At 69.3% G+C, this 12,973-nt stretch carries 12 protein-coding genes; all 12 read left to right on the forward strand.

What is annotated here, in order from left to right; translation table 11 throughout:
* The 12 genes from murF to ACGFZQ_RS30540 all read left to right on the forward strand — a co-directional run bounded on the left by murF (position 1) and on the right by ACGFZQ_RS30540 (position 12,649).
* Positions 1-1,428, forward strand: coding sequence for a UDP-N-acetylmuramoyl-tripeptide--D-alanyl-D-alanine ligase (murF, locus tag ACGFZQ_RS30485; protein ID WP_351732478.1), 1,428 nt, complete (start codon positions 1-3; stop codon positions 1,426-1,428).
* Complete coding sequence (gene mraY / locus ACGFZQ_RS30490; protein WP_351695275.1) at positions 1,425-2,498, forward strand: phospho-N-acetylmuramoyl-pentapeptide-transferase; 1,074 nt, start codon at positions 1,425-1,427, stop codon at positions 2,496-2,498. The genes murF and mraY overlap by 4 nt, the downstream gene beginning before the upstream one ends.
* Complete coding sequence (murD, locus tag ACGFZQ_RS30495; RefSeq protein WP_351732481.1) at positions 2,480-3,907, forward strand: UDP-N-acetylmuramoyl-L-alanine--D-glutamate ligase; 1,428 nt, start codon at positions 2,480-2,482, stop codon at positions 3,905-3,907. The genes mraY and murD overlap by 19 nt, the downstream gene beginning before the upstream one ends.
* Before the next feature lie 66 nt (positions 3,908-3,973).
* Complete coding sequence (ftsW, locus tag ACGFZQ_RS30500) at positions 3,974-5,329, forward strand: putative lipid II flippase FtsW (protein ID WP_351732484.1); 1,356 nt, start codon at positions 3,974-3,976, stop codon at positions 5,327-5,329.
* A 6-nt stretch (positions 5,330-5,335) separates the two neighbouring features.
* On the forward strand, positions 5,336-6,424 hold the full coding sequence (murG, locus tag ACGFZQ_RS30505; protein WP_351732486.1) for an undecaprenyldiphospho-muramoylpentapeptide beta-N-acetylglucosaminyltransferase: 1,089 nt from the start codon (positions 5,336-5,338) through the stop codon (positions 6,422-6,424).
* A gap of 28 nt (positions 6,425-6,452) precedes the next feature.
* On the forward strand, positions 6,453-7,247 hold the full coding sequence (locus ACGFZQ_RS30510; RefSeq protein WP_393843040.1) for a cell division protein FtsQ/DivIB: 795 nt from the start codon (positions 6,453-6,455) through the stop codon (positions 7,245-7,247).
* A 277-nt stretch (positions 7,248-7,524) separates the two neighbouring features.
* Positions 7,525-8,730, forward strand: coding sequence for a cell division protein FtsZ (ftsZ, locus tag ACGFZQ_RS30515; RefSeq protein WP_351732489.1), 1,206 nt, complete (start codon positions 7,525-7,527; stop codon positions 8,728-8,730).
* Positions 8,731-8,740: 10 nt separating this feature from the next.
* Positions 8,741-9,469, forward strand: coding sequence for a peptidoglycan editing factor PgeF (gene pgeF / locus ACGFZQ_RS30520; RefSeq protein WP_351732491.1), 729 nt, complete (start codon positions 8,741-8,743; stop codon positions 9,467-9,469).
* A gap of 6 nt (positions 9,470-9,475) precedes the next feature.
* Positions 9,476-10,195: a YggS family pyridoxal phosphate-dependent enzyme gene (locus ACGFZQ_RS30525; RefSeq protein WP_393843026.1), complete on the forward strand. Its 720-nt coding sequence runs from the start codon at positions 9,476-9,478 to the stop codon at positions 10,193-10,195.
* A gap of 126 nt (positions 10,196-10,321) precedes the next feature.
* Positions 10,322-10,963: a cell division protein SepF gene (locus tag ACGFZQ_RS30530; RefSeq protein WP_382546918.1), complete on the forward strand. Its 642-nt coding sequence runs from the start codon at positions 10,322-10,324 to the stop codon at positions 10,961-10,963.
* Positions 10,964-11,013: 50 nt separating this feature from the next.
* Positions 11,014-11,298: a YggT family protein gene (locus tag ACGFZQ_RS30535; protein ID WP_351695260.1), complete on the forward strand. Its 285-nt coding sequence runs from the start codon at positions 11,014-11,016 to the stop codon at positions 11,296-11,298.
* Between the two features lie 55 nt (positions 11,299-11,353).
* Positions 11,354-12,649: a DivIVA domain-containing protein gene (locus tag ACGFZQ_RS30540; protein ID WP_351732498.1), complete on the forward strand. Its 1,296-nt coding sequence runs from the start codon at positions 11,354-11,356 to the stop codon at positions 12,647-12,649.
* Positions 12,650-12,973: the final 324 nt, after the last annotated feature.

The raw sequence follows: 12,973 nt of genomic DNA on the forward strand, positions 1-12,973 counted from the left end.
GTGATCGCCCTCTCCCTCGCCGAGATCGCAGCAGTCGTCGGCGGGCAGACGCACGACATACCGGATCCGTCCGTCCAGGTCACCGGGGAGGTCGTCCGGGACTCCCGTGAGGCGGGCCCCGGCAGCCTGTTCGCCGCCTTCGTGGGCGAGCGCGTGGACGGCCACGACTTCGCGGCCCAGGTCGTCGGACAGGGCGCGGTCGCCGTGCTGGCGTCCCGCCCCGTCGGCGTGCCCGCGATCGTCGTGGACGACGTCCAGACCGCCCTCGGCGCCCTCGCCCGCCATGTCGTACGACGGCTCGGCGCGACCCTCGTGGCCCTCACCGGCTCGGCCGGCAAGACCAGTACCAAGGACCTCATCGCCCAGGTGCTGCGCACCAAGGCACCCACCGTGTTCACGCCCGGCTCGTTCAACAACGAGATCGGGCTGCCGCTGACCGCCCTGTCCGCCACCGAGGAGACGAAGTTCCTGGTGCTGGAGATGGGCGCCCGCGGCATCGGCCACATCCGCTACCTGACGGATCTGACGCCCCCGAGGATCGGCCTGGTCCTCAACGTCGGCACCGCCCACATCGGCGAGTTCGGCGGCCGTGAGCAGATCGCCCAGGCGAAGGGCGAGTTGGTGGAGGCCCTGCCCCCGGCCGAGGACGGCGGCACCGCGATCCTCAACGCGGACGACCCCCTGGTGCGGGCCATGGCATCCCGTACCAAGGCGAAGGTGGTCCTTTTCGGAGAGTCGGCCGAAGCGGACGTACGCGCCGAGAACGTACGACTCACGGACACGGGACAGCCCGCGTTCAGCCTTCACACACCCTCCGGTGCAAGCGATGTGACCATGCGCCTGTACGGTGAGCACCACGTGTCGAACGCGCTCGCCGCGGCCGCCGTCGCCCATGAGCTGGGCATGTCCGCGGAAGAGATCGCCACCGCGCTCTCCGAGGCTGGCTCCCTCTCCCGCTGGCGTATGGAGGTCACCGAGCGCCCGGACGGCGTGACCATCGTCAACGACGCCTACAACGCCAACCCCGAGTCCATGCGAGCCGCCCTGCGCGCGCTCGCGGCCATGGGCACAGCCGCACAGGCAAAGGGGGGACGCACGTGGGCGGTGCTCGGCAAGATGGCCGAGCTCGGGGACGAGGCGCTCGCCGAGCACGACGCGGTCGGACGGCTCGCCGTCCGGCTCAATGTCGGCAAGCTCGTCGCGGTCGGGGGACTGGAAGCCTCCTGGCTGCAACTGGGCGCATATAACGAGGGTTCGTGGGGTGAGGAGTCGGTGCACGTGTCCGACGCACAGGCGGCGGTCGACCTGTTGCGCAGCGAGTTGCGCCCGGGGGACGTCGTCCTCGTGAAGGCGTCACGGTCGGTGGGTCTGGAGAGCGTTGCCCAGGCGCTCCTCCAGAGCGGTGCCGAGGGTGTTGATGCCCGATGATGAAGCAGATCCTCTTCTCGGGCGTCATCGGTCTCTTCCTGACCTTGGTCGGCACCCCGCTGCTGATCAAGCTCCTCGCCCGCAAGGGCTACGGCCAGTACATCCGTGACGACGGCCCGCGCGAGCACGCCAGCAAGCGCGGTACGCCGACGATGGGCGGTATCGCCTTCATCCTGTCGACGGTCGCCGCCTACTTCCTGTCCAAGGTGATCACCGGCTACGCCCCGACCTACTCGGGCCTGCTGGTGCTCGGCCTGATGTGCGGGATGGGCCTGGTCGGCTTCCTGGACGACTACATCAAGATCGTCAAGCGGCGCTCGCTGGGTCTGCGGGCCAAGGCGAAGATGGCCGGCCAGCTGATCGTCGGCATCTCCTTCGCGGTGCTCTCGCTGCAGTTCCCGGATGCCATCGGCAACACCCCGGCGTCCACCAAGCTGTCCTTCATCACGGACTTCGGCTGGACCATCGGCCCGGTGCTGTTCGTGGTCTGGGCGCTGTTCATGATCCTCGCGATGTCCAACGGCGTGAACCTGACGGACGGTCTGGACGGTCTCGCCACCGGCGCCTCCGTGCTCGTCTTCGGCGCCTACACGTTCATCGGCGTCTGGCAGTTCCAGGAGTCCTGCGCCAACGCGATGACCCTGACCAACCCCAACGCCTGCTACACGGTCCGCGATCCGCTGGACCTCGCGGTCATCGCCTCCGCGCTGATGGGTTCCTGCCTGGGCTTCCTGTGGTGGAACACCTCGCCGGCCAAGATCTTCATGGGCGACACCGGTTCGCTCGCGCTCGGCGGTGTCCTCACCGGCCTCGCGATCCTGTCCCGCACGGAACTCCTCGTGGCCCTCATGGGCGGCCTGTTCGTCCTCATCACCATGTCGGTCGTCATCCAGGTCGGCTCTTTCCGGCTCACCGGCAGGCGCGTCTTCCGGATGGCGCCACTCCAGCACCACTTCGAACTCAAGGGCTGGTCCGAAGTCCTGGTGGTGGTCCGCTTCTGGATCATCCAAGGTATCTGTGTGATTGTCGGACTTGGGCTCTTCTATGCAGGATGGGCAGCGCAAAAGTGACCGACTGGCAGGGCAGGCACGTCACCGTCGCCGGGCTCGGCGTCTCCGGTGTCCCGGCGGCCAAGGTGCTGCACGCGCGGGGCGCGATCGTCACGGTCGTCAACGACGGCGACGACGCACGCGCGCGTGAGCAGGCCGCCGAACTGGAGGCGCTGGGCGTCACGGTACGGCTCGGTGACGGCGCGACCCTGCCGGAGGGCACGGAGCTGATCGTCACCGCGCCCGGCTGGAAGCCGGACAAGCCGCTGTTCCAGGCGGCACGTGAAGCCGGTGTCGACATCTGGGGCGACGTGGAGCTCGCCTGGCGGCTGCGGGGCCGGGACGGCAAAAAGGCCGCGCCCTGGCTCGCCGTCACGGGCACCAACGGCAAGACCACCACCGTCCAGATGCTGGCGTCGATCCTGAAGGCCGCGGGGCTGCGCACGGCGGCCGTCGGCAACATCGGCGTCTCGCTGCTCGACGCGGTCCTCGGCGACGAGGAGTACGACGTCCTGGCCGTCGAGCTGTCCAGCTATCAGCTGCACTGGGCGCCCTCCCTGCGCGCCCACTCGGCGGTCGTGCTCAACCTCGCCCCCGACCACCTCGACTGGCACGGCTCCATGGAGGCGTACGCCGCCGACAAGGGCCGCATCTACGAGGGCAACCGGGTCGCCTGCGTCTACAACGTCGCCGACAAGCTCACCGAGGAGCTGGTGCGGCAGGCCGACGTCGAGGAGGGCTGCCGGGCCATCGGCTTCACCCTCGGCACTCCGGGGCCGTCCCAACTCGGTGTCGTGGACGGCATCCTGGTCGACCGCGCCTTCGTCGAGAACCGGCAGCAGAACGCCCAGGAGCTGGCCGAGGTCTCCGACGTCAACCCGCCCGCCCCGCACAACATCGCCAATGCCCTTGCCGCGGCGGCCCTCGCGCGCGCCTTCGGGGTGCCCGCCACGGCCGTACGGGACGGGCTGCGGAACTTCACCCCGGACGCCCACCGCATCGCGCACGTGGCCGACGTGGACGGGGTCGCGTACATCGACGACTCCAAGGCGACCAACACGCACGCGGCGGAAGCCTCGTTGGCGTCATATGAACCGATCGTATGGATTGCGGGCGGTCTGGCGAAGGGGGCGACCTTCGACGAACTGGTCGCCAAGTCGGCAAAGCGACTTCGCGGCGTGGTGCTGATCGGCGCCGATCGCGCCCTCATCCGGGACGCCCTGGCGCGACACGCGCCGGAAGTACCCGTCGTCGACCTCGACCGGACCGACACTGGGGCGATGCTCGCGGCGGTCCAGGAGGCGCGGCGACTCGCTGTCGCCGGAGACACGGTGCTGCTTGCCCCCGCCTGTGCCTCCATGGACATGTTCGCCAACTACAACAAGCGCGGTGACGCGTTCGCTCAGGCTGTTCGCGAACTCGGCGCCTGACCCGGCCGCCTGCCGGGCGACCTTGGGAGGGACGCGTGGGACGGTCGACGTTCAGCGGAGGCGTTGATGCCAGGTAGCCGCACCGGCCGACCGCCCGTACAGCGAGCAGTCCGCAGGCCCGCCGCCGCCCGTACGCCGCGGGACAACCCGCTGCGGCGGCTGCACACGCGCCTGCACCGGGCCTGGGACCGGCCGCTGACCGCGTACTACCTGATCCTCGGCGGCAGTCTGCTGATCATCGTGCTGGGCCTGGTGATGGTCTACTCGGCCTCCCAGATCACTGCGCTGCAGATGTCGCTGCCGGGTTCGTTCTTCTTCCGCAAACAGTTCCTGGCCGCCTGCATCGGGGGCGTGCTGCTGTTCGTGGCGTCCCGCATGCCGGTGAAACTGCACCGGGCGCTCGCCTATCCGATCCTCGCCGGTGCCGTCTTCCTGATGGCCCTGGTACAGATTCCCGGGATAGGGATGTCGGTCAACGGCAACCAGAACTGGATCTCCCTCGGCGGCTCCTTCCAGATCCAGCCCAGCGAGTTCGGCAAGCTCGCCCTGGTGCTGTGGGGCGCCGACCTGATGGCGCGCAAACAGGAGAAGCGGCTGCTGACCCAGTGGAAGCACATGCTGGTGCCGCTGGTCCCGGTCAGCTTCCTGCTGCTCGGGCTGATCATGCTCGGCGGCGACATGGGTACGGCGATCATCCTGACCGCGATCCTCTTCGGCCTGCTGTGGCTGGCGGGGGCGCCGACCCGGCTGTTCGCCGGGGTGCTGTCGATCGCCGGCCTGCTCGGTGTGATCCTCATCAAGACCAGCCCCAACCGGATGGCCCGGCTCGCCTGCATCGGCGCCACCGAGCCCAAGACCGGCGTCGCCGACTGCTGGCAGGCGGTTCATGGCATTTACGCCCTGGCCTCCGGCGGACTCTTCGGCTCCGGACTCGGTGCGAGTGTGGAAAAATGGGGCCAACTGCCCGAAGCCCATACCGACTTCATCTTCGCCGTCACCGGTGAGGAACTGGGCCTGGCGGGGACGCTGTCGGTACTGGCCCTCTTCGCGGCTCTAGGCTATGCGGGTATCCGCGTGGCCGGACGCACGGAGGACCCCTTCGTGAGGTATGCCGCGGGAGGCGTGACCACCTGGATCACCGCCCAGGCAGTGATCAACATCGGTGCGGTGCTCGGCCTGCTGCCGATCGCCGGCGTCCCCCTCCCGCTGTTCTCCTACGGAGGCTCCGCCCTGTTGCCGACCATGTTCGCCATCGGGTTGCTGATCGCCTTCGCGCGCGACGAGCCCGCTGCGCGGGCGGCGCTTGCGGCGCGGCAACCTCGCTTTGGTAGAAAGCGGGGAGCTGGGAGTCCTCGGGGCCCTCGGAGATGGAACACGATGCGACGGCGCGCCCCGGTGGCGCGCTCGTCCGGAGAGCGGTGAATTTCGGTGCATGTCGTACTCGCTGGTGGGGGGACCGCCGGCCACATCGAGCCCGCGCTCGCCCTCGCGGACGCCCTGCGCAGGCAGGACCCCACCGTGGGGATCACGGCCCTGGGCACGGAGCGCGGCCTGGAGACCAAGCTGGTACCCGAGCGCGGCTACGAGCTCGCCCTGATCCCGGCGGTGCCGCTGCCCCGCAAGCCCACCCCCGAACTGATCACCGTCCCGGGCCGGCTGCGCGGCACCATCAAGGCGGCCGAGCAGATCCTGGAGCGCACCAAGGCGGACTGCGTCGTCGGCTTCGGCGGCTATGTCGCCCTGCCCGGCTACCTCGCCGCCAAGCGCCTCGGCGTGCCGATCGTGATCCACGAGGCCAACGCCCGCCCCGGCCTCGCCAACAAGATCGGCTCCCGGTACGCCGCCCGGGTCGCGGTCTCCACCCCGGACAGCAAGCTGCGTGACGCCCGCTACATCGGCATCCCGCTGCGCCGCTCCATCTCCGTCCTGGACCGCGCCGCCGTCCGCCCCGAGGCCCGGCACCGCTTCGGTCTCGACCCCAACCTGCCCACGCTGCTGGTCTCCGGCGGCTCCCAGGGCGCCCGCCGCCTCAACGAGGTCATCCAGCAGGTCGCCCCCTGGCTCCAGCAGGCCGGCATCCAGATCCTGCACGCGGTCGGCCCGAAGAACGAACTGCCGCAGGTGCACCAGATGCCGGGGATGCCCCCGTACATCCCGGTAAGTTACCTGGACCGGATGGACCTCGCGTACGCCGCGGCCGACATGATGCTCTGCCGAGCGGGCGCGATGACCGTCGCCGAACTCTCCGCCGTCGGGCTCCCGGCCGCCTATGTCCCGCTGCCCATCGGCAACGGCGAACAGCGGCTGAACGCCCAGCCGGTGGTCAAGGCCGGCGGCGGTCTGCTGGTCGACGACGCGGAACTCACCCCGGAGTGGGTGCAGCAGAACGTCCTGCCCGTGCTCGCCGACCCACACCGGCTGTACGAGATGTCCCGCGCGGCAAGCGAGTTCGGCCGCCGGGACGCCGACGACCTGCTCGTCGGGATGGTGTACGAGGCGATCGCCTCAAGCCGTTAGGCCGTATGACGAAAGGCAAGTGAGCAGCGTGGCCGGACCGACCACCGCCGAGCGCGGTGAACGCCAGCAGGAGTCGTCCGGCCCGCCGCCCGCCCGGCGATGGAGGAATCGCCGCTTTCGTACGATCGTCATTCTGGTTCTGGTGGTTGTGCTCCTGGGATCCGGCTCCGTCTGGCTGCTGTACGGGTCCTCGTGGCTGCGCCTTCGGCATGTCTCCGTCTCCGGTACGGTCGTTCTGACGCCGGAGCAGGTGCGGGAGGCGGCCGACGTCCCCGTCGGCGCGCCGCTGATTTCCGTCGACACGGACGGCATCGAGGCCCGACTGCGCCGGAAACTGCCCCGAATTGACGAGATTGACGTCGTCCGTTCCTGGCCCCATGGAATCGGGCTGAAAGTGACCGAGCGCACTCCGGTTCTGCTCATCGAAAAGGGCGGAAAGTTCACCGAAGTGGACAAGGAAGGCGTCCGATTCGCGACAGTTTCGCAGGCGCCGAAAGGCGCTCCGGCGCTGGAATTGAGTCTGTCCCGGTCGGGTTCGGCCACCGCGAGCCTGCGCCGTTTCGGCACCGACCGGCTGGTGCGGGAAGCCGTGGATGTCGCGGGTGACATTCCGGCCGCAGTCCGCCGGGACACCCGGACCCTCAAGGTCCGTTCCTACGACGACATCACGCTGGAGTTGGGCGGCGGCCGCACCGTCGAGTGGGGCAGCGCCGAGAACGGTGCCGCCAAGGCACGCACGCTCACCGCTCTCATGAAAGCCGCTTCCGGTGCGCGGCACTTCGACGTAAGTGTTCCCACCGCCCCTGCGTCATCGGCGAGTTGACGCACATCTGCGCAGGCCAGCACCCTGGTTGGGCACTGCTACGGCTGATCACATAGGGTGAAAAGAAAAACGGGAGGTTCGGCGTGTTCGTTGAACGCGCGCCACTTGTCGACTTAGTGTCCTGTTCAGAAGACTCCAGGGAACAGACACACTGGTAACCCTAAACTTCAGGGTTAGGGTTCGGGTCGGCGCTACGGACCGTCCCAATCGGCATCTGCCGTCCCACGCGGGCATCGCATGGCGGCGGCAACGTAATTCGAGGCGAGAGGCCTTCGACGTGGCAGCACCGCAGAACTACCTCGCAGTCATCAAGGTCATCGGTGTCGGCGGCGGTGGTGTCAATGCCATCAACCGGATGATCGAGGTCGGTCTCAAGGGCGTCGAGTTCATCGCCATCAACACCGACGCACAGGCGCTGTTGATGAGCGACGCCGACGTCAAGCTCGACGTCGGCCGTGAACTCACCCGGGGACTCGGCGCCGGCGCCAACCCGGCCGTCGGCCGCAAGGCCGCCGAGGACCACCGCGAGGAGATCGAGGAGGTCCTCAAGGGGGCCGACATGGTCTTCGTGACGGCCGGCGAAGGCGGCGGCACCGGCACCGGCGGCGCCCCCGTCGTGGCCAACATCGCCCGCTCGCTGGGCGCCCTCACCATCGGCGTGGTCACCCGCCCCTTCACCTTCGAGGGCCGGCGCCGCGCCAACCAGGCCGAGGACGGCATCGCGGAACTCCGCGAAGAGGTCGACACCCTCATCGTCATCCCCAACGACAGGCTGCTCTCCATCTCGGACCGCCAGGTCTCGGTCCTCGACGCGTTCAAGTCGGCCGACCAGGTCCTGCTCTCCGGTGTCCAGGGCATCACCGACCTCATCACCACGCCCGGCCTGATCAACCTCGACTTCGCCGACGTCAAGTCCGTCATGTCCGAGGCCGGTTCGGCCCTCATGGGCATCGGCTCGGCCCGCGGCGACGACCGCGCGGTGGCCGCCGCCGAGATGGCGATCTCCTCGCCGCTCCTGGAGGCCTCCATCGACGGCGCCAGGGGCGTCCTGCTCTCCATCTCCGGCGGCTCCGACCTCGGCCTGTTCGAGATCAACGAGGCCGCCCAGCTGGTCAGCGAGGCCGCCCACCCCGAGGCCAACATCATCTTCGGCGCGGTCATCGACGACGCCCTCGGCGACGAGGTCCGCGTCACGGTCATTGCGGCCGGCTTCGACGGGGGCCAGCCCCCGGCCCGCCGGGACACCGTGCTGGGCTCGTCCTCGTCCTCGGCGTCCTCGGCCCGCCGCGAGGAGCCCGCTCCGGCCCGGCAGTCCGAGTCCCGCCCGTCCTTCGGCTCGCTCGGCAGCGTGACCCCGAAGGAGGAGCCGGAGCCGGCACCCGAGCCGGTGGCCGACATCCCGGTCGCCCCACCGGTCCCGCCGTCGCGTTCCTACACGGACAGCGCGGCCGAGGAACTGGACGTACCGGACTTCCTCAAGTGATCCTTCAGTCGTGATAGGACAGCGCGAAACCGTGAGCGGCGCGCACTTCGCTTTCACCGACAGGTGGGGCGGGGTGAGCGCCGCTCCGTACGAGCAGCTCAACCTGGGCGGGGCAGTCGGCGACGACCCCGACGTGGTGCGGACCAATCGGGAACTCGCCGCCAAGTCGCTCGGCCTGGACCCCGGCCGGGTGGTCTGGATGAACCAGGTGCACGGCAACCTCGTCGCCGAGGTCGAGGGGCCCTGGACCACCCGGCAGACTCCGCCGGTCGACGGACTGGTGACCGCGACCCGGGGGCTCGCCCTCGCCGTGCTGACCGCCGACTGCGTGCCGGTCCTGCTGGCCGACCCGGTGGCCGGAGTGGTAGCCGCCGCCCACGCCGGACGGCCGGGCATGGTGAAGGGGATCGTGCCGGCCGCGATCGACGCCATGGAGTCGCTCGGCGCCGACCCGGCCCGGATCGTCGCCCGTACCGGGCCCGCCGTCTGCGGACGGTGCTACGAGGTGCCGGAGGCGATGCGCGCCGAAGTGGCCGAGGTCGAGCCGACGGCGCACGCCGAGACCAGCTGGGGCACTCCGGCGGTCGACGTGAGCGCCGGTGTGCACGCGCAGCTCGCACGCGCCGGGGTGCTCGACCGGGCGCAGTCGCCGGTGTGCACGCTGGAGTCGGGCGATCACTTCTCGTACCGTCGCGACCGCACCACCGGGCGGCTCGCGGGCTATGTGTGGCTGGACTGATGGGACATGACGGACCGTAAGACCGAACTCGCCGGAAACCTGGCGAAAGTGGAAGAGCGCATCGCCGCCGCCTGTGCGGCGGCCGGGCGCAAGCGGGAGGAGGTGACCCTGATCGTGGTCACCAAGACCTACCCGGCGAGCGACGTACGGATCCTGTCGGGACTCGGCGTGCGCCATGTCGCCGAGAACCGGGACCAGGACGCAGCTCCCAAAGCTGCCGAATGCGCCGATCTGCCCCTTACTTGGCACTTTGTTGGCCAGTTGCAGACCAACAAAGTGCGATCCGTGGTGGGTTACGCGGATATCGTCCAGTCCGTCGATCGTTCCAAGCTCGTCGGGGCGCTGTCCAGGGAGGCGGTGCGGGCCGGGCGTGAGGTGGGGTGTCTGCTCCAGGTCGCGCTCGACGCGGGCGCGAGCGGAAGGGGTGAGCGCGGCGGCGTGGCGCCGGGCGGAATCGAAGAGTTGGCCGACCTCGTCGCCGCGGCGCCGGGGCTGCGGCTCGGCGGGCTGATGACCGTCGCACCGCTCACCGGGGAGTACGCGGGGCGCCAACAGGCGGCGTTCGAGCGGTTGATGGATTTGTCGACCGACCTGCGCCGAGCCCATCCGGCTGCGAACATGGTCTCCGCAGGGATGAGTGCGGACCTTGAGGAAGCCGTGGCCGCCGGGGCGACACATGTGCGCGTCGGCACTGCGGTACTCGGCGTCCGCCCCAGGCTCGGGTAACGTCGCCAAGAAGTCGGACCACAGCAGAAAATATGGTCAATGCGGCCCAATACGGGCACAACGGCCACGTGGATCGCGGGACTTGGCAGTCGTCACCGATCCACCACAGAGCGGAGGACTCAGAGCATGGCCGGCGCGATGCGCAAGATGGCGGTCTACCTCGGCCTCGTGGAGGACGATGGGTACGACGGCCGCGGATTCGACCCCGACGACGACTTCGAGCCCGAACTGGACCCGGAGCCCGAACGGGACCACCGACGGCATGAGCCGTCGCACCAGTCCCACAGTGCACACCAGTCCCAAAGGGACGATTCGGTACGAGTGGTACAGCCGTCGGCACCGCGCGAACCGGTGTCGCATTCCGCTTCGCTAGCCGCGGAATCGGGACGCCCGGCGCGTATCGCCCCCGTGGCGTCCATCACACAAGAACGCGCAAGCCTGGAGAAGAACGCACCGGTGATCATGCCCAAGGTCGTGTCGGAACGAGAGCCTTACCGGATCACCACGCTTCACCCCCGGACCTACAACGAGGCCCGTACCATCGGGGAACACTTCCGTGAGGGCACCCCGGTGATCATGAATCTGACTGAGATGGATGACACAGACGCGAAGCGACTTGTCGACTTTGCGGCTGGTTTGGTGTTTGGTCTTCACGGCAGCATCGAGCGGGTGACGCAGAAGGTGTTCCTGTTGTCGCCTGCTAACGTCGATGTCACGGCGGAGGACAAGGCCCGCATCGCAGAGGGCGGGTTCTTCAACCAGAGCTGAGACGCAACACCGGTACAAGGCACGGGACAGGGGAGAGGGAAGCACGGATCATGAGCGTGTTCCTGGATGTGATTCGCATCGCGCTGATGTGCTTCCTCATCGTGCTGCTCTTCCGGTTGGTCATGGACTATGTGTTCCAGTTCGCCCGCTCATGGCAACCCGGCAAGGCGATGGTGGTCGTACTTGAGGCCACCTACACTGTCACCGATCCACCGCTCAAGCTTCTGCGGCGGGTCATCCCGCCGCTGCGTCTCGGGGGCGTGGCGCTCGACCTGTCCTTCTTCGTACTGATGATCATCGTTTACATCCTGATCGCGATCGTTGGTCGGCTGTGATGAGCGATGTGACCTACCGTCTTGCCGATGCCGACGACTACGTTGAGGTGAAGAGATGCCGTTGACCCCCGAGGACGTGCGGAACAAGCAGTTCACGACCGTCCGCCTCCGAGAAGGCTATGACGAGGACGAGGTCGATGCCTTCCTCGATGAGGTCGAAGCCGAACTGACGCGCCTGCTGCGCGAGAACGAGGACCTGCGCGCCAAGCTCGCCGCGGCCACGCGCGCGGCTGCCCAGAACCAGCAGAACATGCGCAAGCCTCCGGAGCCGCAGGACCAGCAGGGCGGTATGCAGCAGGGCGGTATGCCTCAGGGCGGCATGCCTCAGCAGGGTGGTATGCCGCAGCAGGGCGGCATGCCTCAGCAGGGCATGCGAGGCCCCGGCGCTCCGGTGCCCGCCGGCATATCGGGCCCGCCGCAGCAGCAGATGGGTGGCCCCATGGGTGGGCCCCCGCAGCTGCCGAGCGGCGCCCCGCAGCTGCCGGCCGGTCCCAGTGGCCAGGGCGGTCCGCAGGGTCCTGGGCCGATGGGTCAGGGTCCGATGGGCCAGGGTGGTCCGATGGGTCAGGGCCCCATGGGTCAGGGTCCGATGGGCCAGGGTGGTCCGATGGGTCAGGGCCCCATGGGTCAGGGTCCGATGGGCCAGGGCATGGGCCAGGGCCCGATGGGCGGCCAGCCCCCCATGCAGCAGCAGATGGGTGGCCCGATGGGCGGCCCCATGGGCGGTCCGATGGGCGGCCCCGGTCAGGGCCCCGGTGGCGACAGCGCCGCCCGAGTCCTCTCGCTGGCCCAGCAGACCGCCGACCAGGCGATCGCCGAGGCCCGCTCCGAGGCCAACAAGATCGTCGGCGAGGCCCGCAGCCGCGCCGAGGGTCTGGAGCGTGACGCCCGTGCCAAGGCGGACGCGCTGGAGCGGGACGCGCAGGAGAAGCACCGCGTCGCCATGGGCTCCCTGGAGTCCGCGCGCGCCACGCTGGAGCGCAAGGTCGAGGACCTGCGCGGCTTCGAGCGCGAGTACCGCACGCGTCTGAAGTCGTACCTGGAGTCGCAGCTGCGTCAGCTGGAGACCCAGGCCGACGACTCCCTGGCGCCGCCGCGCACCCCGGCCACGGCCTCCCTCCCGCCGTCCCCGGCGCCTTCCATGGCCCCGGCAGGCGCGAGCGCCCCGTCCTACGGCGGCAACCAGCCCATGGGCGGTCCGTCCCCCGCTCCGCCGTCCTACGGCGGCCAGCAGCAGATGACGCCGGCGATGACCCAGCCGATGGCACCGGTACGCCCGCAGGGCCCGTCCCCGATGGGCCAGGCGCCGTCCCCGATGCGCGGCTTCCTCATCGACGAGGACGACAACTGACGGCGGGCGCGTAGCGCGCCGTAGGCATCGGCAGAGCACCACAGGGCGGGGCCCCGGACATGTGTCCGGGGCCCCGCCCTGTTTATGCGCGTTGCGCGGCCTTACCCGGGGGGCGCGGGAATGGCGCACGCTCAGGGCGCCGCCCCGCAGGTGTGCCTGAAGGGGCGCGGGGAACCGCGCACGGCGACTGCCCCCGCCCGCGCCTATGAGAAAGGGCCCGATCCCACTGCTTCCGTTCTAGTGGTTGTCGCAACACCCCAGTTCAGGGGATGCGATGGACTTCGAGATTCGGAAGGTACGGAGCCCTCAGGGCCGCAAGAAGCT

This window comes from Streptomyces sp. NPDC048254 (assembly GCF_043201895.1).
GTDB lineage: Bacteria > Actinomycetota > Actinomycetes > Streptomycetales > Streptomycetaceae > Streptomyces.

Excerpts from the sequence above, each read along its gene's own strand:
- ACGFZQ_RS30530 (WP_382546918.1), top strand. The coding sequence starts at position 10,322 with ATGGCCGGCGCGATGCGCAAGATGGCGGTCTACCTCGGCCTCGTGGAG.
- ACGFZQ_RS30525 (WP_393843026.1), top strand. The coding sequence starts at position 9,476 with ATGACGGACCGTAAGACCGAACTCGCCGGAAACCTGGCGAAAGTGGAA.
- ACGFZQ_RS30540 (WP_351732498.1), top strand. The coding sequence starts at position 11,354 with ATGCCGTTGACCCCCGAGGACGTGCGGAACAAGCAGTTCACGACCGTC.
- mraY (WP_351695275.1), top strand. The coding sequence starts at position 1,425 with ATGATGAAGCAGATCCTCTTCTCGGGCGTCATCGGTCTCTTCCTGACC.
- ACGFZQ_RS30535 (WP_351695260.1), top strand. The coding sequence starts at position 11,014 with ATGAGCGTGTTCCTGGATGTGATTCGCATCGCGCTGATGTGCTTCCTC.
- ftsW (WP_351732484.1), top strand. The coding sequence starts at position 3,974 with ATGCCAGGTAGCCGCACCGGCCGACCGCCCGTACAGCGAGCAGTCCGC.
- murD (WP_351732481.1), top strand. The coding sequence starts at position 2,480 with ATGGGCAGCGCAAAAGTGACCGACTGGCAGGGCAGGCACGTCACCGTC.